The organism is Solimonas aquatica, from assembly GCF_900111015.1.
GTDB classification, from domain to species: Bacteria; Pseudomonadota; Gammaproteobacteria; order Nevskiales; family Nevskiaceae; genus Solimonas; species Solimonas aquatica.
The window spans coordinates 132,614-155,236 of record NZ_FOFS01000002.1 but is presented as its reverse complement, the minus strand read 5'-3'; the positions used below and the strand labels follow the sequence as shown (position 1 = coordinate 155,236).

The following is a 22,623-nucleotide window of genomic DNA, read 5'->3' as shown; positions in this document are numbered from 1 at the left end:
AGACAACGTTTTTTCTGGAAAAAATGATGCTGAGACTGCCCCTGCAAGCCCTTCTGGGCGGCCTTCTGGCCGCAGCCCTGCTTCTGCTCGGCGGCTGCACCGCCGGCGGCCTGAGCGCGCTGACCACCGACCAGGGCTACACCCTGAGCCAGGACGTGCCCTATGACCGCGCCAACAAGCTCAATGTGGACATCTACAGCCCCAGTGACGCCAAGAACGCACCCGTGGTGGTGTTCTTCTTCGGCGGCCGCTGGGAGAAGGGCGACAAGTCCGAATACAAGTTCGTGGGCCAGGCCCTGGCTTCGCGCGGCTTCGTCACGATTCTGGCCAATTACCGCCTGTATCCGCGCGTGCACTTCCCGGACTTCATCAAGGACGGCGCCAATGCCGTGAAGTGGGCGCACGACAACGCCGCGCAGTACGGCGGCAATCCGCAGAAGCTGTTCGTGATGGGCCATTCCTCGGGCGCGCACATCGCTGCGATGCTGGCCCTGAACGAGGAATATCTGAAAGCGGTGGGCGGCTCGCGCAGCTGGCTCACCGGCATGATCGGCCTGGCCGGTCCTTACGACTTCCTGCCCATCACCGCGCCGGATCTGCGCGATCTGTTCGGGCCGGTGGAACGCTTTCCCTATACCCAGCCGATTTTCTTCGTGGACGGCCAGAATCCGCCGCTGTTCCTGGTGCACGGTGAAAACGACGAGATCGTGGATGTGGCCAACACCAAGAAACTGGCGCAGGCGGTATCGCGCGCCGGCGGCCCGGTGGAAACCCTGCTCTATCCCAAGCTCTCGCACGAGCTGATCATCGGCTCCTTCGCCTCCGTGCTGCGCGGCCGCTCCGACGTACTGGATCAGGTGGAAGACTTCATCAAGCGCCGCGCCGCTGCCGCCGCCAGCGCCAATGCCCGCGACAACAGCATCAATGCCGTACCCCTGCAGGTGGAAGAGATCCAGCTGGCGCCGACCACCATTCCGGAGGAAGGCATCGGCACCCCGCAGCCCATCGTCGATGGCACGCAGCCGCCGCGGCCCATCGCCCCGGTCAATCCGTGATCCGCGCCTATCTCGGCACACAGCCGCAGCTGGCGGCGGGTGTGTACGTGGACCCGCAGGCGGCGGTGATCGGCGCGGTGCGTCTGGGCGAGGACGCTTCGGTCTGGCCCTTCGCCAGCGTGCGCGGCGATGTGCATCGCATCGAAATCGGCGCACGCACGAATGTGCAGGACAATGCGGTGCTGCACGTGACGCATGACGGCCCCTACTCGCCCGGCGGCGTGCCGCTGCTGATCGGCGAGGACGTCACCATCGGCCACGGCGTGATCCTGCACGCCTGCACCGTTGGCGACCGCTGCCTGATCGGCATGGGCAGCATCGTGCTCGACCGCGCGGTGATCGAGGACGAGGTGCTGCTGGCCGCCGGCAGCACCGTGCCGCCCGGCAAGCGCCTGGAAAGCGGCTGGCTCTATCGTGGCGCACCGGCCACGCAGGCGCGGCGTCTGAGCGAATCCGAAATCGCGCATTTCCGATACTCGGCCGCGCATTACGTGAAGATCAAAAACCACTATCTGCAGGGCGAAGCCGGCTAAAATGCTGCGCGCCGCAGCCTGTCGCGGCGTATTTTTTTGTTTGGGAGTATCCAAGAAGTGACCCGCAAACTCGTGCTGCTGCGCCACGGCCAGAGCCAGTGGAATCTCGACAACCGCTTCACCGGCTGGGTGGACGTGGACATCACCGAAGCCGGACGCAAGGAAGCGCAGGCCGCCGGCCAGCTGATGCGCGACGAAGGCCTGCTGTTCGACTGCGCCCACACCTCCGTGCTCAAGCGCGCGATCCGTACCCTGTACACCGCGCTGGACGAGATGGACCAGATGTGGATTCCGGTGGCCAAGAGCTGGCGCCTGAACGAGCGTCACTACGGCGCCCTGCAGGGCCTGGACAAGGCCGAGACCGCCGCCAAGCACGGCGAGGCGCAGGTGAAGATCTGGCGCCGCAGCTACGACATCCCGCCGCCGCCGATGGGCGATCATGATGGCGGTCATCCGAAGTTCGACCGCCGCTACGCCAAGCTCGACGAGAACGCGCTGCCGGCCACGGAATCACTGGCCACCACCCTGGTGCGCGTGCTGCCCTACTGGCACGACGCCATCGCGCCGCAGCTCAAGGCCGGTCAGACGGTGCTGGTGACCGCGCACGGCAATTCCCTGCGCGCGCTGTACAAGTACCTCAACAACATCTCCGACAGCGAAATTCTGGAACTGAACATTCCCACCGGCATTCCGCTGCTGTTCGAGCTGCACGAAGACCTGCGCGTGAAGTCGTATCGCTATCTGGGCGATGCCGAAGCCGCGAAGAAGGCGGCCGAGGCCGTGGCGAATCAGGGCAAGTCGCGCTGATCGTTCGCATCGAGCAGGCCTCCCGCCTGTGGGGCGGGTCACGGCGCCATCGCGCCCTGCCCGCCCCACGGCCTGCAGTTTGTTGCTGGCGCCTGCCGGGTCTTTAGCCAGTCATCTCGCGGCCGAAGATGTGCCGCGCAATCACCCAGTTCTGAATCTCGTTGGCGCCTTCGTAGATCTCGCCGATCTTGGCATCGCGATAGATCGACTCCAGCGGGAAGTTCTGCCCCGGCCCCGACAGCGTGCGCACGAAGCCGTAGGCGCCGCACACCTGAATCGCATCGCGCGCCACCTCGCAGGCCAGCCGGCTGCCGGCGATCTTGGCCATCGCCGCTTCGATATCGGCATTGCCTTCGCGGTCCAGGCGCAGCGCCGCCTTCTGGTAGAGATTGCGCGCCATCTCGATCTGCAGCGCGTGCTCGGCATAACGGAACTGCCAGTGCTGGAAGCGCGCCAGTTCCTGGCCGAAGACCTTGCGCTTCTCCATGTAGTCGGCGGAGAAATCAAAAGCCGCCTGCGCCATCGCCACACCGATGGCGGCGATGCCCATGCGGCCCTGCACCAGCGAGCCGATGGCGGCGCGCAGTCCCGCACCTTCGGCGCCCAGCAGATTCTCCTGCGGCACGAACACCTCGCGCAGCGTGACATCGGCGGTGAGCTGCACGTGATTGCCCATCTTCAGATCCGGCGCCGACACGCTCACGCCCGGCGCGTGCATGTCCAGCCACAGCATGTTGAGGCGATCACCGGTGCGGCAGAGCACCGCCATGTAATCGCCCACCGGTGAATTGGTGATCCAACGCTTCACGCCGCTGACGCGCCAGCCGCCATCCACTTTTTCGGCCACCGTCATCATCGAAGCCACCGACAGATCCGTGCTGGCTTCCGGCTCGCTGGTGGCGAAGCAGCCGACGAACTCACCGCGCACCAGCATCGGCAGATAGCGCGCGCGGATCGCTGCCGGCGCATTCTGCAGGGTGCGGCCGACCAGAATCGCCTGACCGTCGAACAGCGCCGAAGCAAAGCTCGGCGAGTAATAGCCCAGTTCCTCGGCGGCGGTCATCGTCGCCAGCGTCGGAAACTCCAGGCCCATGCCGCCGACATCGGCCGGATAAGGAATGCGATAGATGCCGGCGCGCGCCATGGCCGCGAACTGCTCGCGCGGAAAGTTTTCCTTGGCTTCCGGCGTGGTGTTGAGCCGATGCGCGACCGGACGCAGCACGTCCTGCGCAAACTCGCGCACCAGCTTGCGGATGCGCAGCGTTTCCTGCGGCAGCAGCAGATCACTGCTGAGCGTGTCGGCGCGGCGGCGTGGTGTTTCGGACATCGTCATGCTCCCCCGTATGAATGTGTGTGCCCGACGCTAGGGCTGCACCAGCTGCCGCGTACCGAACTTTCTTCCGGGCTCAGTTGCCGGACGCAACAAAAGACCAGCGCAGGCGAAACCGCCCTTGCCCCTGCCAGCGCCCGAGCAGGCTGCCGTCGCCATCCGGCGGCAGCGTCAGCGGCAAGGTCTCGCTGCGCTCGCCGGACAGCGGCGCCTCACGCAGCTGCTGCTGCGCCCAGCCCTGCAGGCCGGGGACGATCGGCACTTCGTGCAGGCTGTCATCGGCATGTCCGTACAGCTCGCGATGGGTCTGCCCCCAGGCGGCGGGCAGATAGACGTTGTCCACGCTCAGGCGCTGTGTCTGGGTGTCCAGCACCACCGTGAACTGCTCGCAGAGTCTGGCCTGCTCCTGCGCCGAACCCGAGGACTGTCCCTGGACCTCGACCACATAGGGCTTGAGCTGGCCACGCGCCTGCGTGCGCGTGGCCTCGCCGCGCAGATGCAGCTCGGCCTGCGCCTGCACCTGGTTGCGACAGCCCGGATAGCCGAAGAAGAACAGATAGCGCGGCGGACCGGCGAACAGCTGGCTGTTGTCGGGCTGCTGGGCGATGGCCAGCAGCGTGCTGTACTGCAGGCTGATGCGCATCAGGCAGTCGGGCTCGTCCTGACAGGCCGCGCTCTGCTGCTCCTGGCGCTGCGCCACGCGCGCCGCCAGATCGGGCGCCTCGGTGTCGAAGCCGGCGGCCTTGAGCTGGGCCAGACCGTTGCGGCGCAGATATTCGGCACGCAGCGCGATGCGCCGCCGCGGATCGGGGTCGAGCAGGCTCGCGCCTTCCAGCTTGCCGGGCGAGCGCAGGCTGATGCTGTAGCGATAGTGATGCCGCAGGCTGGCGCTGGCCCATTGCGGCTCATTGCGCCATTGCTGCTGCCCCTCGGCCCAGACTTCGATGCTCAGCTCGCGAAACTGGTACGGCGCAGCGCACGCCGGCATCGCCAGCAAGGCCGCTCCCAGCAAAACCCATCCCCTGCCGCGCATGGTGATTCCCGTTTCTGGCTCGAACCGGCATTGCGCCCGCTGCGCGAGCGCGACGGCCAAACCTTTGGTTGGGCTTTGCCACGGGGGACATGCCGCAGGCTGCGCGCGGACATCCTGGCGGCCCATTCGTACAGAGGAGAGAGAAGATGAACGCACCGCAAAGCCATTCGGCCAGCATCAAGCTGCCGCGCGGACTCAATTACATCGGCGGACAGTGGCAGGACGATGCTGCCGCCGCGCGCATCGAAGTGCGCGACCCGGCCAGCGAAGCGCTGCTGGGCAGCATTCCCCGCAGCACGCCGGCAGCGGTGGACGCCGCGGTGCGCGCCGCGCGCGCCGCGCTGCAGGACCCGGCCTGGGCCAATCTGCCGCCGATGGGCCGCGAGGCCCTGCTGCATCGTCTCGCGGCCTTGATGGATGAGCATGCCAGCGAGCTGGCCGCCATCGAATCGCTGGACAACGGCAAGCCCATCGCCTTCTCCAGCACCCTGGACGTGCCGCTGTCCGCGCAATGGGTGCGCTATTTCGCGGGCTGGCCGTCCAAGCTCGCCGGACGCGCGCTCAACCCGGCGCTGCAGGCCAATGGCAGCACGCATGCCTACACGATCCGCGAGCCGGTGGGTGTGGTCGGCGCCATCGTGCCCTGGAATTTCCCGCTGGTGCTGGCGGTGTGGAAGCTGGCACCGGCGCTGGCCGCCGGCTGCACGGTGGTGATCAAGCCCGCCGAGCAGACGCCGTATTCCTTGCTGCGTCTGGCCGAGCTGATCGAACAGGCCGGCTTTCCCAAGGGTGTGGTCAATGTGGTGCTGGGTGATGGCAGCACCGGCCAGGCGATTGTCGATCATCCCGGCATCGCCAAGATCTCCTTCACCGGTTCCACCGCCGTGGGCAAGCGCATCGCCGCCAGCGTCGCCGGCGATCTCAAGCGCGTGACCCTGGAGCTGGGCGGCAAGTCGCCCACCGTGATTCTGCCCGACGCCAATCTGGAAACCGCCATTCCCGGCGCCGCGCAGGCGGTGTTCGTGAACTCCGGACAGATCTGCTTTGCCGGCACGCGCCTGTTCGCACCGCGCAAGATTTTCGATCAGGTGCTGGACGGCATCGCCGCCGTGGGCGCGAGCTTCAAGATCGGCCCCGGCCTGTCACCCGACACGCTGCTGGGCCCGGTGGTCAGTCAGCGCCAGCTCGACAGCGTGCTGGGCAAGGTGGAAGCCGGCATCAAGGCCGGCGCCGCCGTGCACTCCGGCGGCAAGCGCGCCGGCAGTCAGGGTTACTTCGTGGAGCCGACGATCCTGGTCACCAGTGATCGGGAGAATCCGGCCTATCGCGAAGAGGTGTTCGGCCCGGTGCTCACCGCCACGCCCTACGATGAGATCGACGAACTCGCGGCGTACGCCAATGACAGCGAATACGGTCTGGGCGCGCATGTCTACACGCGCGATCTGGCCAAGGCGCATCAGCTGGCACGCAGGATCCAGGCGGGCACGGTGTGGGTGAACACGCAGCTGGCGCCCGATCCGGCCATGCCTTTCGGCGGCTTCAAGCAATCCGGCTGGGGCCGTGAGAACGGCGAGGACGTGTTCGCGCACTATCTCGAAACCAAGTCGGTGATCATGAACATCGCCTGATCGCGTAGCATGCGCATCCCGCGCGCCCGGCCTCAGCCGGGCGCGCGGCCAGGGCTTTGTATAACAAGACGGAGAAGCGGTATGCAGTTCACCCAGGGTTTGCACCGCGCGGTGCAGCAACAGCCCGATGCCATCGCCACGGTCTGCCAGGGACGCCGGCAGAGCTTCGCGCAGCTGGCGGATCGTGTCGCGCGCCTGGCCGCCGGGCTTGCGGCGCGCGGCGTGCGTGAAGGCGACCGCGTGGCGATCCTGGCGCTGAACTCCGACCGCTATCTGGAAGCGTATCTGGCGATCGCCTGGCTGGGCGCGGTGGTCAACCCCGCCAATTTCCGCTGGAGCAATGCCGAGATCATCTACTCGCTGCAGGACAGCGAGTGCGTCGCGCTGTTCATCGATGATCACTTCGCGCCGCAGGTCGAAGCCCTGCTCGACGGCGCCATGTATCTGCGCACCGTGGTGATGATGGGGGAGGCATCGCCGCCATTCGGCGGGCATCGCCACGAGGATCTGATTGCGCAACACGCGCCGATTGCCGATGCCGAAGCCGGCGGCGACGCCCTGCTGGGCATTTTCTACACCGGCGGCACCACCGGCGCGCCCAAGGGCGTGATGCTCACGCATCGCGCCGTGTGCAGCTCGGCGCTGGCGCTGCTGGGCGAAGGCGCGCTGCCGGACGGCGCGGTGGGCCTGCACGCGGCGCCGATGTTCCATCTCGCCGACATGATGCTGACCACCTGCCTGCTGCTGCGCGGCGGCCGGCATGTGATGCTGCCGGCCTTCAAGCCGGAAACGGTGCTGGACCTGATCGAGCAGGAGCGCATCAGCGATCTGCTGCTGGTGCCGACCATGATCCAGATGCTGGTCGATCATCCCGACACCGTGCGCCGTGACACCCGCAGCGTGCAGCGCGTGATGTACGGCGCCTCGCCGGCTTCCGAGGCGGTGCTGGACCGCGCCATGCAGGCCCTGCCCTCGGCCAGCCTGATGCAGGTCTACGGCATGACCGAAACGGCGGCGGTGATGACCGTGCTGCCGTTTGCGCAGCATCGTCCGGAGCATCGCCAGCCGGGTCGCCTGGCTTCCGGCGGACGCGCCGCCCTGCATGTGCAGATCCGCATCGTCGACGATCAGGACCGCGAGCTGCCGCGCGGCCAGGTCGGCGAGATCATCGCGCGCGGCCCCAATCTCATGAGCGGCTATCTCAACAAGGCAGAGGCCAGCGCGCAGGCCTTGCGCGGCGGCTGGATGCACACCGGCGACATGGGCTACATGGACCCGCACGGTTATGTGTTCATCGTCGACCGGCTCAAGGACATGATCATCTCCGGCGGCGAGAACATCTACTCCGTGGAAGTGGAGAACGCCATCGCCCGCCATCCGGCGGTGGCGGCCTGCGCGGTGATCGGCATTCCCTGCGAGGAAATGGGCGAGAAGGTGCACGCCGCCGTGGTGCTCAAGAGCGGCGCGACGCTGACGCAGGAAGCGCTCTACGCCTTCTGCCGCGAGCACATCGCCGGCTACAAGTGCCCGCGCAGCCTGGAACTGCGCGAGGCCCTGCCGCTGTCCGGCGCCGGCAAGATTCTCAAGACCGAGCTGCGTGCGCCGTTCTGGCAGGACCGCGCACGCGCCGTGGCCTAGCGGGAACGGCAGGCAAAAGGGCATACCCGCCCTTTCGCCTCGTCAGGAACGTCCCTGCCGCCGGCTACAATCGCCGGCATGAGCACTCCGACCCTCGACGGCGCCGTGCAGCCCGGCATGACGCTGGCGCAGATGGCGCGCACCGCGCTGGCGCGTCCTGCGCAGCGCGCGGCCCTATGCTTCGAAAACCACTGGCACGACTGGAGCGAGCTGCGGCGCCTGACGCTGCGCATCGACGCCCTGCTGCGCGCCAGCGGCGCGCCGCCTCAAGCGCCGGTGAGCCTGATCGCGCGCAATCAGCCGGAGGCGGTGGCGGCGCTGCTGGGCCTGATCGCCAGCGGCCGCAGCGTGCGCATGATCTACAGCTTCCAGTCCGGCGAGGGCATGGCGCGTGATCTGCAGCGCTTCGGCTCGCCGGTGGTGATGGCCGCCGCACGCGATTTCAGCGCGGCAGTGCGTGCGGTGCTGCAAGAACAGGGCGCCGCGGCCATCGCCATGGAGAACATGGACGCGCTGGCGCTCCCCGGCTTCGAACGCTGTCCGCCCTGCCCTGCGCAGGACCCGCTGCCGCCGCAGATCCAGATTCATACCAGCGGCACCACCGGCGCGCCCAAGCCCTTTGCGGTTTCGCAGGAATTGCTGGCACGGCACCACGTCGCGCCGCGCCTGGCGCCGGAGCGTGAAGCGCAGATCGCGCAGGAAGCTCCCGCGCTGCTGTTCTTCCCCATCGGCAATATCACCGGCATTTACGCCATGCTGCCGGCGCTGCTGCGTGGCCAGCGCGCGCTGCTGCTGGAACGTTTTTCCCTGGACGCCTGGCGTGCGTACGTGCGCGAGTATCAGCCGACGATGGGCGGCGGTCCGCCGGCCGTGATCCAGATGATTCTCGACGCGCAACCGCCGCGCGAGGAACTGGGACCGATGCGTTACTTCGGCACCGGCGCCGCGCCGCTGGACCCAGCGCTGCAGCGCCGCTTCGAGCAGCAATACGGCATCGCCGTGCTGCTGTCCTACGGCGCCACCGAATTCGCAGGCCCCGTCTGCGCGATGAGCGCCGAGCTGCACGCGCAATGGGGCGAGGCGAAGTTCGGCAGCGTGGGCCGGCCGCTGCCCGGCGCCAGCCTGCGCATCGTCGATGCCCAGACCGACGCACCCCTGCCGCCGGGACAGGAAGGCCTGCTGGAAGTGATTTCGCCGCGCCTGCCGCCGGAATGGATCCGCACCTCGGATCTGGGCGTCATCGATGAAGACGGTTTTCTGTTCCTGCGCGGCCGCGCCGACGGCGCAATCATGCGCGGCGGCTTCAAGCTGCTGCCGGAAACCATCGAGCGCGCGCTGCTGCAGCACGAGGCCATCGCCGAAGCGGCGGTGGTGGGCGTCAGCGATGCGCGCCTGGGGCAGGTGCCGGCGGCGGCGCTGCGTCTCAAGGCGGACGCGCCCGAGCCCGGAATTGCCGAACTGGAAAGCCATCTGCGCCGTCTGCTGCTGGCCACGCACCTGCCCGTGCACTGGCGCTTCGTGACGCAGCTGCCGCGCAACCCCTCCCTGAAAATCGATCGCCGGGCGCTGCGCGAGTTGTTCGAAAACCTCTAGCAGGGCGATGCAAAAGCTTATCGCCGTCCTTTGCCTTTCGCTTGGCAAGGGCATGGCAGTTCCGCGCGTTCGATCGCGGTGGAAACAATCTCCTGACGGGCACAAACGACTGTGACGCTTGCGCGTCAACAAGCTCTGCCTCGGATCAAACCCATGCAATCTGTCGCACGCGCAAGCGCTCTGGCCTCGCGCCCACCGCTGCAGGCCCCTGGCAAGGCGGCGGGCACGAGGCCGCCTGAAGCGCACGGCGGCATCGTGCAGCCTCAAGGTGATGGTGTTTACGGCAGCCTTGGGGACGATGGCACCCCCGGGCCGGCGGCAGCGTGAAAGACAAAAATGGACATACAATGCCCAGGCGTTGCGCCCCGCCCATCAGTCAAAGCATTGGTTCAGGAACCCCGCATGACCAATATCGCCGCCGTCTTCAAAACCGAGATCGCCCGCCTGTCGCGCAAGGCGATTCGCCAGCATCTGTCTCCGCTGCTGGCCAATCACAAATCGCAGAAGAAGGAAATCTCGGCTCTGAAGCAGAAACTCGGCGCACTGGAGCGCGAGCTCAAACAGCTGCGGCGCGGCGTCAAACCTGGCAAAGGCAGTGATGAAGCCCCGGCCACCTCCGAGAAGACCCGCTTTTCCGCCAAGGGGCTGCGCTCGCTGCGCGCGCGCCTGGATCTGAGCGCCGAGGATTTTGGCCGCCTGATCGGCGCCAGCGGCCAGTCCGTCTACAAGTGGGAAGCGCAGAAGGCCACGCCGCGTCAGGCTCAGGTGCAGAAGCTTGCGGCGATCCGTTCCCTGGGCAAGCGCGAGGCCGTGGCACGGCTGGCGGCGCTGGACGGCGAAACGGCCTGATCCGCTGATGATCCGGGCGGGCCTGCAAGAGGTCCGCCCGCGACACAGCCCCTCGCGGTCCGCCTCCCTGCGGGGCAGCTGCCGGACCGCCACAACACCGGCTGCCTCATTTTCGCCGCGCCAGCCGGCTGCGGGCCCTGCGCACGCCTCGCCGCAAGCCTCTGAAATCCGAAAGCTGCGCACCCGGCTGCGACGGCGTTCGGCCGTCAAGCGGAATTTCCGGCACAGACGACGAGACCAATCCTGTCAGGCCTTACCCGACACCACGCCCCCTACCGTATTCCCCGCCCCAAAATAGGGTTGAAAATTTAACGTAAAAGTTTGATATTCGGCTCGGGTTACTTCGTCAATAAAAACGAGCAGCACCGGCGGCCGGCAACGGCAGACCCGACGCCGAAGTTTGCTGACACAAAAACGATGTCTGCCACGGAATGGCAGGCACGCAGGAGGGAGAAGATGAAAAGTTCATTCTCCGCAGTCAGCGGAGCTCCGCAAGGGGAAGCGTTTCACAAGCTGGAGCGGGAAGACCTGCTGTCGAGACTGCGGTTTGCGCCGGAGTCGGGCCATATCTGGCTCGATACCAAGCGCATGTTCCTGCTGCATACCGACGCCTTCGGGACACTGCGGCAGGAGATCATCGAGACCATCGGCCTGGCCTCGGCGCGCGGCATCTTCACCCGCATGGGTTATCTGTCCGGCAGCCGCGACGCCGAGCTGGCCAAGAAAATCCGCGCCGACATGACTTATTTCGAGCGCTATGCGGTGGGCCCGCAGCTGCATGCGCTGGAAGGCATCGTCACGGTGGAGCCGGTGCGCGTCGAGATCGACGTGGAGCGCGGCCATCACTACGGCGAATTCCTGTGGCGCGAATCCATCGAAGCCGAAGCCCATGTCGCCGCTTACGGCGTGGGGCCGGAAGCGGTGTGCTGGATGCAGATCGGCTACGCCTGCGGCTATGCCAGTGCCTTCATGGGTCGCGCCATCCTGTATCGCGAAGTCGAATGCAAGGCACAGGGCTTTGCCGCCTGCCGCATCGTCGGCAAGCCGGCCGAGGAATGGGCGGACGCCGAGGAGGATCTGCAGTTCCTGCGCGCACAGTCCTTCGTCGCCAAGCCGGTGGTGGACTACGGCAGCAAGAAGAACGTGGTGGCGCAGACCGCCTTGAAAATTGATACCTCCACCGGCAGCCGCCGCACGCAGTCACGCGCGCTGGTGGGCGCCTCGCCGGGTTTCAACATTGTCTGCCACACCATCAAGCGCGTGGCACCGACCGATGCGCCGGTGCTGATTCTGGGCGAAAGCGGCGTGGGCAAGGAGATGTTCGCCCGCGCCCTGCACGGCGAAAGCTCGCGCGCCGACAAGCCTTTCGTGGCGGTCAACTGCGCGGCGATTCCCGAGCAGCTGATCGAAGCCGAGCTGTTCGGCGTGGAGAAGGGCGCCTTCACCGGCGCCATCAGCAGCCGGCCCGGGCGCTTCGAACGTGCCAATGGCGGCACGCTGTTCCTGGACGAGCTGGGCTGCCTGAGCCTGCCGGCGCAGAGCAAGCTGCTGCGCGCCGTGCAGGAAGGCGAGATCGAACGCGTGGGCGACAGCCGCCTGCGCATGGTGGATGTGCGCATCATCGCCGCCACCAATGAAGATCTGCGCGCAGCCGTGGCGCAGAAGCGCTTCCGCGAGGATCTCTACTACCGCCTCAATGTCTACCCGGTGCAGATTCCGCCGCTGCGCGAGCGCCAGGAAGACGTCTCGCTGCTGATGAGTTATTTCCTGGAGCGCATGTGCCTGCGTCATCGACGCAACGTTCCCGGCTTCACCGACCGCGCCATCGATCTGCTGCTCTCGCACAGCTGGCCGGGCAATGTCCGCGAGCTGGAAAACGTCATCGAGCGTGCGGTGATTCTGGCGCAGGACGGCAGCCCGGTGGACGCCTGTCACCTGCCTGAGCTGCACACGCAGAAAATGCCGGCGCGCGCGGCCAAGGCCTGCGCCACGACGCACACGCCCGAGACCCCGGAGCCGGCGGCGCACGTGCCTGCGGAGCCGGAAGACGAGCCGCTGCACAAGAGTGCCGATGACTCGGCCTGGCTGGACACGCAGCAGCAGTCGGACGCGATCCGGATGGCCATCGAGCGGCATCGCGGCAATCTCTCGGCCGCCGCGCACGAGCTGGGCATCACCCGTGCGCAGCTGGCATATCGCGCCAACAAGCTCGGTCTGGCGGACCTGTTCCGGCGGCGCTCGTGAAGCAGCGCTGAGCGCAGCGGCAGTCCGCGCTTACAGCGGACTGCCGCCGCCCAGGCGATCCTGGTGGCGGTCGTAGCCGCTGTTGAAGGAATTGATGCGCCAGTTGAAATAGGTGGCGCTCACTTTGCGCACCTTGGCCAGACGGCTTTTCAGCGGCGCATCGGCGTAGGCGCGCAGATGCGCGATCACCGCGGCATCGTTGGGAAACAGGCCCTGGTCCCAGAAGTACAGCGCCGAAACGTAGAGCTGCCCCTCGTAGAATTCGGTGGCACGCCGCGAGTTGATGAAGTCATGCGCGCGCTCGCCCAGGCGTTTCCAGACCGTGGCGCCGGTGAAAGCCGTTTGCGGCACGCCGGGCGCGCCCATCGCCGGCATGTACAGGCCGTATTGCACGCGCGGGTCCGGCCACTGCCGCATCACGATGCGCCGTTCGATATCGACCAGCGACAGCGCCTCGCCCTCCACCGTCAGCGACTTCTCCCGCCATTTTTCGCCCAGCACCAGCTCGCGCGTGGTCTCGTCGTCTTCGGAGATCGTGCGCAGCGAGGCTGCGGTCAGCTCCACGGCGCGGGCATTGTGCAGATTCAGCCAGTAGGCCAGCTGCTCGTCGCGTCTCAGGCTCGAGACCGGCACCTGCTCCAGCAGGTACACGAACTTCGCCAGCGCGCCCATGCCACGATTGACGACGTGCACGAAATCGAGCGCACCCTGGGCATGACCGGGTTCGCCATAGTCACGCATGAAATCGCGCCAGTCGCGATAGTCGGGCCTGAGCCGGCTGTGGGGATCATGCGCATTCCAGCGCGGCCATGCGGCGCCTTCCTGATTCCAGACTTCGACCGCACTCTCGACGACGATGCCGCGCTCGGCGGCCTGATCCAGAAAGGTGTCATCCGCCAGCGCAGGCCAGGCCCGGAGCAGCGCGCAGCAGAGCAGAAAACCTCGCGCCTGCTGGCGCACCGCGAAACGGCGCGGCGGGCGGGTGCTGCCTTTGCTCATGGTGATGCTCCTTGATGATCAGCGCCTCTCCAATCAATCAAACATCGCGACACCTGCAAGGCCGGTCTGCAGCCGCCCGCCCGCGTTCAGCGCCTCAAGGCTTGGGCGGCGCCGGCGCGGGCTCGGTGGCCACCGAGCCGTCATCCATCGTTTCCGCGCGGACGTTGGCGGCCGTTGCAGAGGATGCCTGCGGCGCGGCGCTGCCTGCACCACCCGGAGGAGCGGGCGCCGGTTCGGTCGGCACCGAGCCATCGCTGGGCAGGTTGCCGGAGCGCTCCCGCGCGGCTGGGCGGCTGGGCGTTGCGTCCTGGTTCGCGGCACGCGTAGCACCCAGCGGCGCAGGCGCCGGTTCGGTCGGCGCGGCACTGTCCTCCTTGTCATCGGCGACCGGTGGCGCAACCGGCGGTGGCGGCGGCAGCGGAGCGGGCGCGGCTGCCGCCGGCGGCGGCACCACGACCGGCGCGGGCGCAGGCGCAGCGGGCGGCGCGGCCGGCTTCTTGCGCCGCTTCTTCGCGGGCTTCTTGGTAACCGCAGGCGCGGGCGCAGCCGGCGGCGGCACAGCGGCGCTGTCGGCCGCCGGGCTCGGTTCGGCGGCGGCGGGCTCGGCGGCGCTGATGTCGCCAGGCGCGGGCGGCGCCGCGGTTTCCGCATCAGCGGTGGTTTCCACCGCGTTGTCCTGTGCCACCGGCACCACCGCAACTTCGGCTTCGGCAGCGGGCGCCAGGGCCGGCGCGGCGCCGAACGGAATGCGCAGGCCCACCTGCAGCAGCGGCTCGGTTTCGTTGCGCGCCTGGCGGTGATAGAGCGCTTCCACGCGCAGATAGCCCGAGCCCTTGAACAGCGGCTGATCCAGACCCAGGCCGAGGTTGTAAGTGAGATTCTCGCCGCCCTGGAGGTTGGCGTGCAGGAACAGTCCCGCGTTGTCGCGGAACAGATAGTAGTTGGCGCCGATGCCACCCAGCCAGACACTCTTGCCGGGCAGGCGGCTCACCTGATCGGGACAGGGTGTGAGCAGACCGCAAGGGCTGCTGGCGGGCACGCTGACGGTCTTGCCCTGATAGCGCAGATAGTTGCCCAGCAGTTCCACCGCCAGATGCGGGGCCAGTGATTTGCCGATGGCCAATGCGCCGCCATAGGCCTGGTCATCGCTGCGGCTGGCACGCGGCACCGCCACTGCCCCCATGGGCGCGAGGTAGTAGCGATCGTCGAACGCCTGCCCTTCGTCGGCCTGCGCCGAGAAGCCACCCAGCACCAGAGCGCCGGTCACCAGAGAACGCAACAATGATCTTTTCATCTTCATTTTGAAGCTATCGCCACTTCACTCAAGACGTGCCATACGAGTCGGCGCGACAGCGGCCGACCACCAGACCGGAGCGTTTCTTCGCAGGCTCACGGTTGCATTGGATGCAATCAAAAAAATGCCCGACGGCAACATCCGTGTGCCGCCGGGCGACATGCCAGCCAGCTGAGGGAGTAATAGCGCTGGGCTGGCAGTTCCTGGGGGGCCGCTGCGCCCGCAGGCGCAGCGGCTCCGGTTCTTCAGAACTGATAGCCGATACGGATGTTGAACTCATCAGCCCAATCGATGACGCGGATCAGGTTGTTGCCTTCGTTGCCGTACAGATGGCCGTTCAGGTAGTTGTAGAAGAAGTCGACGCTGACGTTGTGGCCGGGGTTCCACTTGACCAGCGGCTGCGCCAGCACACCACCGCGCACATCCCACAGCACCGCCCACTCGAACACGTACTTGCGGTTCGGCCAGGGCTGGAAGCCGGCGAAAGCCAGGTAGTCCGCCGAGGAGATGCCCTTGGCCACCTTCAGATGCGAGTAGTCATTGCCCTGCAGACCGATGGGATCTTCCACCGGCTGGCTGCGCATCAGACCGCCGTAGCCATTCAGGTTCAGACCCACCAGGTCGGTGGCGCTGCGATGCTGGAACTCGAAGGCCAGGTACGCCGCCGGGAAGGACTCGGTGTAGCGGAACCACTTCTCGCCGACCAGTGTGAGGATGTACTCATTGGTCTTCTCGCCACCATGGCCCAGATCGGTGCCGGTGAGGCGACGGTTGGGCGTGTACTGCGCTTCGGCGTTGATGATGAACTGGTTCCAGAACGAACCCGGATCCTCGGTCTCCATCACGTAGCTGCCGCCCAGGCCGAACACCGACTCGCGATAGTAGTCGCGCTGGATGGTGCCGCGGATACTGCCGTCGGAGGCCGCGAAGAAGGTGTTGAGCAGATTGCTCGCCTCTTCGATGCCCGACACTTCGGAGGCGTACACGTCACGCAGCGCCGGATACTCCTGAATCACCGTGTTGAGCATCTTCACGGCGTCCAGGCGGATCAGGCCGGCGGAGGTGAACCACTCCTTGTTGCTGTACACGCCGGCCGGCGCGATGGTCAGCGGCGTGTGCGAGAGCGCCTCGCCCAGGCTGTCATACATGCGGCAGGTGGTCGGGTTGTACACCGGGCACAGCGTGCCGCCCACCGGCGCCTTGGCGGCATAGGCCGTCTGCACCAGCGTGCCGAGGCTGTTGCCCCAGGTGCTGCCGTCGGCGTTGGTGCCATGCAGGCCACGGTTGATGCCGCTCTCGGACCAGCTGAACACGCCCAGCGGGTTGTAGCGGCTGGCCGCCATCGCCGAGTAGCCCCAGTTGCCGTAGTCCGACTTCATGCGGATGCCGAAGTTGAGCTTGTTGTTGTAGCCGCCGGTGAAATAGTTGTCGAGCGGCTTGTAGAACTGCGCCGGCGCGACGTTGAACGGCGTGTTGGGGTTGGGAATGATCGAAGGCTGGAACTTGGAGATGTAGCTGTCGATCAGCATCTCGTCGGTCGCCTGCCAGGCGCCGCGCAGGGCCAGTGCCGGCACGCGCTTGTCGGAGAACTCTTCGATGGCGCGATCGAGCACCAGGTGGCGACGGAAGTCCAGACCGTTGGGCACGTCGAAGGTCTGGAAGAAGATCGCCTGACCCCAGGCAATCTGCTGGATGCCCAGACGCAGGTTGAAGGCGTCGTGCTTGTACTCCAGCAGCGCGGTCGGGAAGTCGACCATGTACTTGCGGCCGGCGAACTCGGTCGGATTGAGGTTGCGACCGTTGCGGCCCCTGGCCTCGAAGTAGTTCGGCCTGCCGGTATCGGCATAGCGATCCGCGCCGCCGCCGGGAATGCCGCCCTGGGTGTTGATCAGGCTGCGGGCATCGAACTGGTTGGAGATGTCCGGATCGAACACGGCGCGCGCCTGCACGTTGAAGCGCAGGTTGTCCGTGAACGCCATGTTCATTTCACCGCTGAAGCGCAGTTCCTGGTAGTTGACCTTGACGTCGTCACTCTTGATGTAGGTGTCGCGACGCACCGTGTCATTGGTGTGCAGACCGATGTTGGGAATCGGAATGTTCCAGTTGGTGGCGGCCGGCAGAACCTGTGTGCCCAGCAGCGCGCTGCCCAGCGAAGGCGGCAGATAAGCCTGACGCGGCACCGCCGTGTGCTGATAGGGCATGTTGCCCTGGTCATAGAAGTTCTGCAGACCCGTGGTGCGCACCGCGGTATCGCTGCGCACGGTGCCCACGAACGTGGTCCGCGCAAACAGGTCAGAGAAGAAACCTCCGACCTCTCCCTCATCACCCCAGGCGGCGCTGGAACCCGCCATCGTGATCATGCCCGCGACCATCGCGCGGCGTATGGCATGAGCTGAACGCATATTGCTCTTCTCCCCTGTGCCCTTTGTTACTGTTTAAATGGAATGCCTTGCTTTCAGTTACCGCGCGCGGCAAGTCTCAGCACGCGGCCGCTGTGGCCGACGGCGATGATGGAATCGCCCTGCATGCTGCTGGCGCGCGCCAGACCGCTGTACCAGTTGAGACTCAGATCGAGTGCAGCCAGCGACTGCCAGGTCTTGCCGGCGTCGGTGCTCACCAGACCGCTGCGCATGCCCACCGCGAACACATGACCGTCCGGCGTGGAGGCGACATCGAACAGGCTGGCCTGCGTGCCCGTCTCCAGTCGCGTCCAGGTCTGGCCGGCGTCGCTGGTCATCACCACCAGCCCGTCCTGACCGGAGGCGTAGCCGGTGCCGTCATCCCGCACGTTCATGCCGAACAGCGTCGGCGGCGTCGTGGCGTTCTCGGCGGCAGGCGCCTTGTACACCGGCGTCCAGGTGGCGCCACCGTCGGTGGAGCGATTGATCTGACCGTATTCGCCACCGAGCAGCATGGAGCCGTCCTCGAACACCTTGGCGGTGTACATGGTCGGCTCGTCACGCACGGCGACGAAGTCGCTGGTCTCTTCGGTCTTGTAAAGCGTCACCCAGTCCGGCTTGAGCTCGGTCCAGGTCTCGCCGTAATCGCTGGATTTCAGCACCGTGCCGAAGGCGCCGACCGCCAGGGCAAGCCCGCTCTTGTTCAGGCTCACCCGCAGCAGACGACGGTCGGTGATCGGCGTGATGCTGCGCCAGGGCTTGCGCCCGTCGCGCACCAGGATCATTCCCTGCTGACCCACGGCGATGGATCGCGCGCCGCTGATCGCGACGCTGAACATCGCCAGCTGCGTCGGCGCCTTGACCTCATGGCGCCAGGTCTTGCCACCGTCGGTGGTCTGCAGAACCAGACCGCCCTCACCCACCGCCTCGCCGAAATCACCGTTGAAGGCGACCGCGTAGAGCCGGTCATGCGGCGTGAACTGCACGATGGCCTCGCTGCCGCCGACATCGGCGAAAGCGGAGGAAATAAAGCCCAGCAGAGCCGACAGAACCAGCGGCTTCATGATTTTCAGGCGCGCAAAAGTCTTCATGGCTGACAGCACCGGTAAGAAACCTTGGAAGAGCGGCGGCCATTTCCCATGGCCGCCGCCGCTCGACTACACGAGTCGTTTGCCGATCAAGCGCGGCCGAGTGCCTGCAGGGCCTGCGCCGTGCAGTAGGTGTTGAACAGCCACTCGGGATCGGCCTGGAAGCGTGCCTCGACACCCGCGGCGCCCTTGCTGTGGTTGCACAGCGACATGCGGCGGTTCTGGAAGTCGTAGATGTGCACGTAGGTCCAGGACCAGGCCGGATTCTTGCCGTCGGCGCTGAGAATCAGGCGCTTGCCGTCCTTGCCGCCGCCCTTGAACTGGCCGTGGGCCATTTCGAAGTTCGACCACAGCTTGCCCTGACGGTCGTAACGGATGTTGCTGGCCGCCATGCTGTTGCGGGCATCGACGTAGGCCACGCGCTTGGACACCGGCGAACGCGGATAACCGATCGGTTCGCAGCTGGTGACGATCACTTCCGGCGACATCTCGTAGGGAATGTCGAAGAACTTCGGGTTGTCCTTCTGCCGCGGCGGTTCCCAGTTGTCATCGTGACGCGAGAAGTCCGAAGCCCAGGGGCCGAGCATCGGCTTGCGCTCGACGATCTTGTGGTTGCCCCAGGTGAGGAAGGGATCGCCGGCGGCCCAGGGATCGGAGAGGAACCACACCGCGCCCGGAACCAGGGGCTCGAAGCGCTGGTTGGAGGGGAACTGACGCACGCGACGGAACTCCGGCAGATAGCCGTAGAGCTCCGGAATCTTGCGCATGTCGTAGTCCCAGATGCTCAGGAACGAGGTGCCACGCACGTCGGGCGAAGCAGCGAAGAACACGCTCTGACGACGCAGCTCGTTCTCCATGCCCTTGAACACCTTGCGATCGGTACGCGCGGTGCTGTTGAGCTCCACCCACTGGAAGTTGTAGTGGTATTCCTGCTTGCCGTTGGCGCCGTAGTCCTTCTGCTCGATCACGTAGCAGGCGTTGTCGGCGCGGCCGATGTTCAGGCACATATTGGCCCAGACTTCCTGGCCCGACTTCGGATTGACGAAGGGCAGGCCGCCCTGCCACTTCTTGCCGTTCTCGTCCACCACGTTGCCGTTGGCGTCGAACTTGCCGGCGTGGCCGCTCTTGACGTCCTGCACCGTGGCTTCGTAATAGGCGGCGCTGACCAGGTCGCGCGGATTGGTGGTCGGTGCCTTGATGTAGATCTTGCGGTTTTCCGGGCCGGTGATCTGCTCATAGACGCCCGGATCGAGCAGGTGCTTGACGTGCTCGACGTTGTCCTTGGTGATGTAGTCGCCGACTTTCACCTTGCCCTTGGACTGCGCTTCCACCGACAGCAGCTCATCGGGATAGGCCTTGCCGATATCGTCGATTTCCTTGGCCAGCAGCTTGTCATACGGCATCAGCACGCCGGCGCCGAGACCATAGGCCACGGACTCCATCATCTTGCGGCGTCCGTAGTTGAAATCGTACTTTCTGATTCTCATCTCACAATCCTCCTGATGGCGCTTTTCGCGCCTCGCACTGTTAACGCGTCTTTTCCGAATCGTTCGGGATTCTGTTGCACAACACCTGCTTACTTGCTCGGCAGCATGGCGGAGTCCGCCACGCTCCCGCCGGCCTGCGCCTGCTGGGGGGATTCGTTGTCATGTGCGGTGAACTGCGACAGGTCCACGCCCTCGCCGACGATCAGGTCGGTGCGGGTGGCGAACTTCGGCTTCACCAGCCAGACCAGCAGCGGCAGCACCACCAGTGCCAGCACCATGTTGATCAGCATGATCGCGGCCAGCAGCAGACCCATGTCGGCCATGAACTTCAGATCCGACAGGAAGTACCAGGGCAGGATGCCGACCAGCATGATCGAGGCGGTGAACATGATCGCCTTGCCGGTGGTGGTCATGGCCATGGTGATGGCCGCGCCCCAGTCCTTGCCCTGCGCGTGGTATTCCTCGCAGATGCGTGACAGCAGATAGATGCCGTAGTCGATGCCCACGCCCACACCCAGCACCGTCACCAGCACCGAGTTGATGTCCAGACCGATGCCCATCATGTGCATGGTGGACAGCAGGTAGAAGTTCGACAGCAGGGTCGGAATCAGCAGGATGATCGCGGCCACCGGCGAGCGGTAGGCGTAGGTGGCGATCAGGAAGATCGCCGCGCAGCACAAGCCGACCAGAATCCAGTGATAACGCTCCACGACGCTGTTCATCGCCTGCTGCAGCGCGATGGTGCCCGAGGCCAGGCGGATGCGGATGTTCTTGTGATCCACGCCCACCGCCGCCACCGCCTTGCGCGCAGTTTCCAGCGCACCGTCCACCGTCGCCTGCTTGTTGTCGCGATAGAACAGCGAGACCGTGGAATGCTGGTAATGCGTGTCGGTCATGTCCGCGAAGTTCAGCGGGTTCTGACCGAAGGCCACAGCGGTGGCCGCCGCGTTGATCGAGCGGTCGGTCGGGTCCAGCGACAGCCAGGCCGGGTGACCACCGGAATACAGACGGTTGCCCTCGTCCACCACGTCGGCGAAGGAACGCGTCACGCGCGCCGGCAAGGGGCCGCGCTCGGCTTCCTTCTGGATCGACTTGGACAGCTGATAGGCCTCCAGGCTCCGCGCCGCGCGCACCTGCATGCTGCCCGGGTCCTTGGACTCCAGAATGATTTCCAGGGAGTTGACGCCCGGGAAGTGGTCATTGATGTCGCGCACGGCAGTGTTGAACTCCGACTTCTGCCACAGCAGGTTGGAGCCCTCCACCGGATTGCCGATTTCGATGCGCATGCCAAAGGCGATGGCCAGCGCGGTGACGATGCCCATCACCAGGGTGGTGACGCGGGCCCGCTTGCCGTAGGTGATGGCCGCCATGCCGCGCAGCGCATTCTTCTGCAGCTTGTGGATGCCGCGTTCGCGCTCGCCGCCGACGATGGCGTCGATGTTGCGCGGCGCCGGCAGATACGACAGCAGAATCGCAATCAGCATCACACCGGTGGGAATCAGGTACACCGCCCACATGCCGCAGAACACCGCGAAGCGGCGCATCGCCGGAATCGGCGTCACGCCGATCACGAAGATCGCGATCACGTCGGTCATGATGCCCAGGATGCTGGGCGCCATCATCACGCCCAGGGTGATCTCGCTGGCTTTCACGCGATTGCGCACATGCGCGTAAATCTCGTAATAGCGCTCGGTGTACTGGATGCAGTGCGAGAAGGAGCGCGCCACCAGCAGCAGCGGCACCACCATCAGCAGCGGCTCGATGGGCGAGCGGATCCAGCCGACCATGCCGAAGCCCCAGACCGCGGCCACCGCGCTGCACACCACCGGCACCACGATGCCGGTGACGTTGCGCATGTAGAAGGCCAGGGCCGCGACCAGCAGCACCAGGGTCACGCCGAAGATCATGTACGTCTGCTTCTGCAGCTTGTACACCCAGCCGGTGAGAATCGGCTGGCCGACGAGACGGAACATATGCTTGTCATCGCTGGCGGCGCGGGTCAGATCGCCCAGCGCGGCGAACACCTTGCCGTAGTCCAGCAGATCCTCGCGGAAGGACAGGCGCAGCAGCGTGGCGGTCTGGTCCGCCGACACCAGATAGGTGCGCGCCGTGGGCGAGCGTTCGACCTTGCGTTCCAGCTCGGCCAGATCCTTGGCATCCGTGGGCACTTCATTACCCATCAGCGGCTGCATCTGGATACCGTCGGCGGTGGCCTCGGCGTACGTGGCCTTTTCCGTGGTGATCGAGAGGATGCGGTCGTGGTCGATGCCCGGAATCAGGTCCACGTCACGCGTCAGCTTCCAGATCTTCTGCAAGGTGTCGGCGTTGTAGATCTTCTGGCCGTCCGTGCGCTTGAGCATGATGGTGACGGTCAGCGGATCGCCGAAATTCGGGTGATCGTGATACGCCTGTACGAAGGGATCATCCGTCGGCAGCAGATCCTGGAAGATCGTGCGGATGTCCAGACGCGGCAGACCCGCCGCGAAGAACATCGTGAGCAGGATGAAGAAGATGCCGACAGAGCGGCGGTGCCCGACTACCCAGGCAGCAATCCGAAAGCGGAACGTATCCATTAGTGCTGAACGCCTTTGGCTAGTGCTGATTTAAATGCGGCGGCCGACTGCCGCGGACTGGAGATCACGCAGG

16 protein-coding genes are annotated in these 22,623 nt (G+C 65.9%); 8 read left to right on the top strand and 8 right to left on the bottom strand.

The annotated features are described in order from the left end of the window. The first annotated feature begins 26 nt into the window (after positions 1–26). From BMY12_RS03350 to gpmA, 3 genes are read left to right on the top strand one after another with little or no spacing between them, the layout of a single operon-like run. Positions 27–1,055: an alpha/beta hydrolase gene (locus BMY12_RS03350; protein WP_093282450.1), complete on the top strand. Its 1,029-nt coding sequence runs from the start codon at positions 27–29 to the stop codon at positions 1,053–1,055. After that, the gene (locus BMY12_RS03345; protein WP_093282026.1) at positions 1,052–1,588 is read left to right on the top strand and encodes a gamma carbonic anhydrase family protein; all 537 of its coding nucleotides are present in this window, start codon (positions 1,052–1,054) and stop codon (positions 1,586–1,588) included. The genes BMY12_RS03350 and BMY12_RS03345 overlap by 4 nt, the downstream gene beginning before the upstream one ends. Positions 1,589–1,645: 57 nt before the next feature. Next, positions 1,646–2,395, top strand: coding sequence for a 2,3-diphosphoglycerate-dependent phosphoglycerate mutase (gene gpmA, locus BMY12_RS03340; protein WP_093282024.1), 750 nt, complete (start codon positions 1,646–1,648; stop codon positions 2,393–2,395). A gap of 103 nt (positions 2,396–2,498) precedes the next feature. Here gpmA and BMY12_RS03335 read toward each other — a convergent pair whose 3' ends face one another. Both BMY12_RS03335 and BMY12_RS03330 read right to left on the bottom strand, forming a co-directional pair. Beyond that, on the bottom strand, positions 2,499–3,722 hold the full coding sequence (locus tag BMY12_RS03335; RefSeq protein WP_218140068.1) for an acyl-CoA dehydrogenase family protein: 1,224 nt from the start codon (positions 3,720–3,722) through the stop codon (positions 2,499–2,501). Positions 3,723–3,801: 79 nt separating this feature from the next. After that, positions 3,802–4,713 carry a hypothetical protein gene (locus BMY12_RS03330; RefSeq protein ID WP_143068821.1) on the bottom strand — a complete coding sequence of 304 codons (912 nt, stop codon included), beginning with the start codon at positions 4,711–4,713 and terminating at the stop codon, positions 3,802–3,804. A 191-nt stretch (positions 4,714–4,904) separates the two neighbouring features. Here BMY12_RS03330 and BMY12_RS03325 point away from each other — a divergent pair, with 191 nt between their 5' ends. The 5 genes from BMY12_RS03325 (at position 4,905) to BMY12_RS03305 (ending at position 12,710) form a co-directional block, all read left to right on the top strand. Beyond that, the gene (locus BMY12_RS03325; protein WP_093282017.1) at positions 4,905–6,386 is read left to right on the top strand and encodes an aldehyde dehydrogenase family protein; all 1,482 of its coding nucleotides are present in this window, start codon (positions 4,905–4,907) and stop codon (positions 6,384–6,386) included. An 81-nt stretch (positions 6,387–6,467) separates the two neighbouring features. After that, positions 6,468–8,024 (top strand): acyl-CoA synthetase, encoded by a 1,557-nt coding sequence (locus tag BMY12_RS03320; RefSeq protein WP_093282015.1) that lies wholly within the window; start codon positions 6,468–6,470, stop codon positions 8,022–8,024. Positions 8,025–8,102: 78 nt separating this feature from the next. Continuing rightward, entirely contained in the window at positions 8,103–9,617 is a 1,515-nt protein-coding gene (locus BMY12_RS03315) for a class I adenylate-forming enzyme family protein (RefSeq protein ID WP_218140067.1), read from the top strand. A 402-nt stretch (positions 9,618–10,019) separates the two neighbouring features. Continuing rightward, positions 10,020–10,466: a helix-turn-helix transcriptional regulator gene (locus BMY12_RS03310; RefSeq protein ID WP_093282012.1), complete on the top strand. Its 447-nt coding sequence runs from the start codon at positions 10,020–10,022 to the stop codon at positions 10,464–10,466. Positions 10,467–10,922: 456 nt separating this feature from the next. Beyond that, positions 10,923–12,710: a sigma-54-dependent Fis family transcriptional regulator gene (locus BMY12_RS03305; protein ID WP_093282010.1), complete on the top strand. Its 1,788-nt coding sequence runs from the start codon at positions 10,923–10,925 to the stop codon at positions 12,708–12,710. Positions 12,711–12,740: 30 nt separating this feature from the next. Here the strand turns inward: BMY12_RS03305 and BMY12_RS03300 are convergent, their stop codons facing one another. The 6 genes from BMY12_RS03300 to BMY12_RS03275 all read right to left on the bottom strand — a co-directional run bounded on the left by BMY12_RS03300 (position 12,741) and on the right by BMY12_RS03275 (position 22,550). After that, positions 12,741–13,709, bottom strand: a complete 969-nt coding sequence (locus BMY12_RS03300) for a DUF547 domain-containing protein (RefSeq protein WP_093282007.1) — start codon at positions 13,707–13,709, stop codon at positions 12,741–12,743. Between the two features lie 94 nt (positions 13,710–13,803). After that, positions 13,804–14,991, bottom strand: coding sequence for a hypothetical protein (locus BMY12_RS03295; protein ID WP_143068820.1), 1,188 nt, complete (start codon positions 14,989–14,991; stop codon positions 13,804–13,806). A gap of 257 nt (positions 14,992–15,248) precedes the next feature. Next, positions 15,249–17,405 (bottom strand): DUF1302 family protein, encoded by a 2,157-nt coding sequence (locus tag BMY12_RS03290; RefSeq protein ID WP_245732337.1) that lies wholly within the window; start codon positions 17,403–17,405, stop codon positions 15,249–15,251. Positions 17,406–17,458: 53 nt separating this feature from the next. Next, the gene (locus tag BMY12_RS03285; RefSeq protein WP_093281999.1) at positions 17,459–18,493 is read right to left on the bottom strand and encodes a WD40/YVTN/BNR-like repeat-containing protein; all 1,035 of its coding nucleotides are present in this window, start codon (positions 18,491–18,493) and stop codon (positions 17,459–17,461) included. A gap of 86 nt (positions 18,494–18,579) precedes the next feature. Further along, entirely contained in the window at positions 18,580–19,977 is a 1,398-nt protein-coding gene (locus tag BMY12_RS03280; protein WP_093281997.1) for a DUF1329 domain-containing protein, read from the bottom strand. An 89-nt stretch (positions 19,978–20,066) separates the two neighbouring features. Continuing rightward, positions 20,067–22,550: an efflux RND transporter permease subunit gene (locus BMY12_RS03275; protein WP_093281994.1), complete on the bottom strand. Its 2,484-nt coding sequence runs from the start codon at positions 22,548–22,550 to the stop codon at positions 20,067–20,069. Positions 22,551–22,623 lie beyond the last annotated feature (73 nt).

Bases quoted from the DNA above. Each gene is read 5' to 3' on its own strand.
- BMY12_RS03290 (WP_245732337.1), bottom strand. From the start codon at position 17,405: ATGCGTTCAGCTCATGCCATACGCCGCGCGATGGTCGCGGGCATGATC.
- BMY12_RS03315 (WP_218140067.1), top strand. From the start codon at position 8,103: ATGAGCACTCCGACCCTCGACGGCGCCGTGCAGCCCGGCATGACGCTG.
- BMY12_RS03285 (WP_093281999.1), bottom strand. From the start codon at position 18,493: ATGAAGACTTTTGCGCGCCTGAAAATCATGAAGCCGCTGGTTCTGTCG.
- BMY12_RS03330 (WP_143068821.1), bottom strand. From the start codon at position 4,713: ATGCCGGCGTGCGCTGCGCCGTACCAGTTTCGCGAGCTGAGCATCGAA.
- BMY12_RS03305 (WP_093282010.1), top strand. From the start codon at position 10,923: ATGAAAAGTTCATTCTCCGCAGTCAGCGGAGCTCCGCAAGGGGAAGCG.
- BMY12_RS03300 (WP_093282007.1), bottom strand. From the start codon at position 13,709: ATGAGCAAAGGCAGCACCCGCCCGCCGCGCCGTTTCGCGGTGCGCCAG.
- BMY12_RS03280 (WP_093281997.1), bottom strand. From the start codon at position 19,977: ATGAGAATCAGAAAGTACGATTTCAACTACGGACGCCGCAAGATGATG.
- BMY12_RS03275 (WP_093281994.1), bottom strand. From the start codon at position 22,550: ATGGATACGTTCCGCTTTCGGATTGCTGCCTGGGTAGTCGGGCACCGC.
- BMY12_RS03310 (WP_093282012.1), top strand. From the start codon at position 10,020: ATGACCAATATCGCCGCCGTCTTCAAAACCGAGATCGCCCGCCTGTCG.
- BMY12_RS03325 (WP_093282017.1), top strand. From the start codon at position 4,905: ATGAACGCACCGCAAAGCCATTCGGCCAGCATCAAGCTGCCGCGCGGA.
- BMY12_RS03320 (WP_093282015.1), top strand. From the start codon at position 6,468: ATGCAGTTCACCCAGGGTTTGCACCGCGCGGTGCAGCAACAGCCCGAT.
- BMY12_RS03350 (WP_093282450.1), top strand. From the start codon at position 27: ATGCTGAGACTGCCCCTGCAAGCCCTTCTGGGCGGCCTTCTGGCCGCA.
- BMY12_RS03335 (WP_218140068.1), bottom strand. From the start codon at position 3,722: ATGTCCGAAACACCACGCCGCCGCGCCGACACGCTCAGCAGTGATCTG.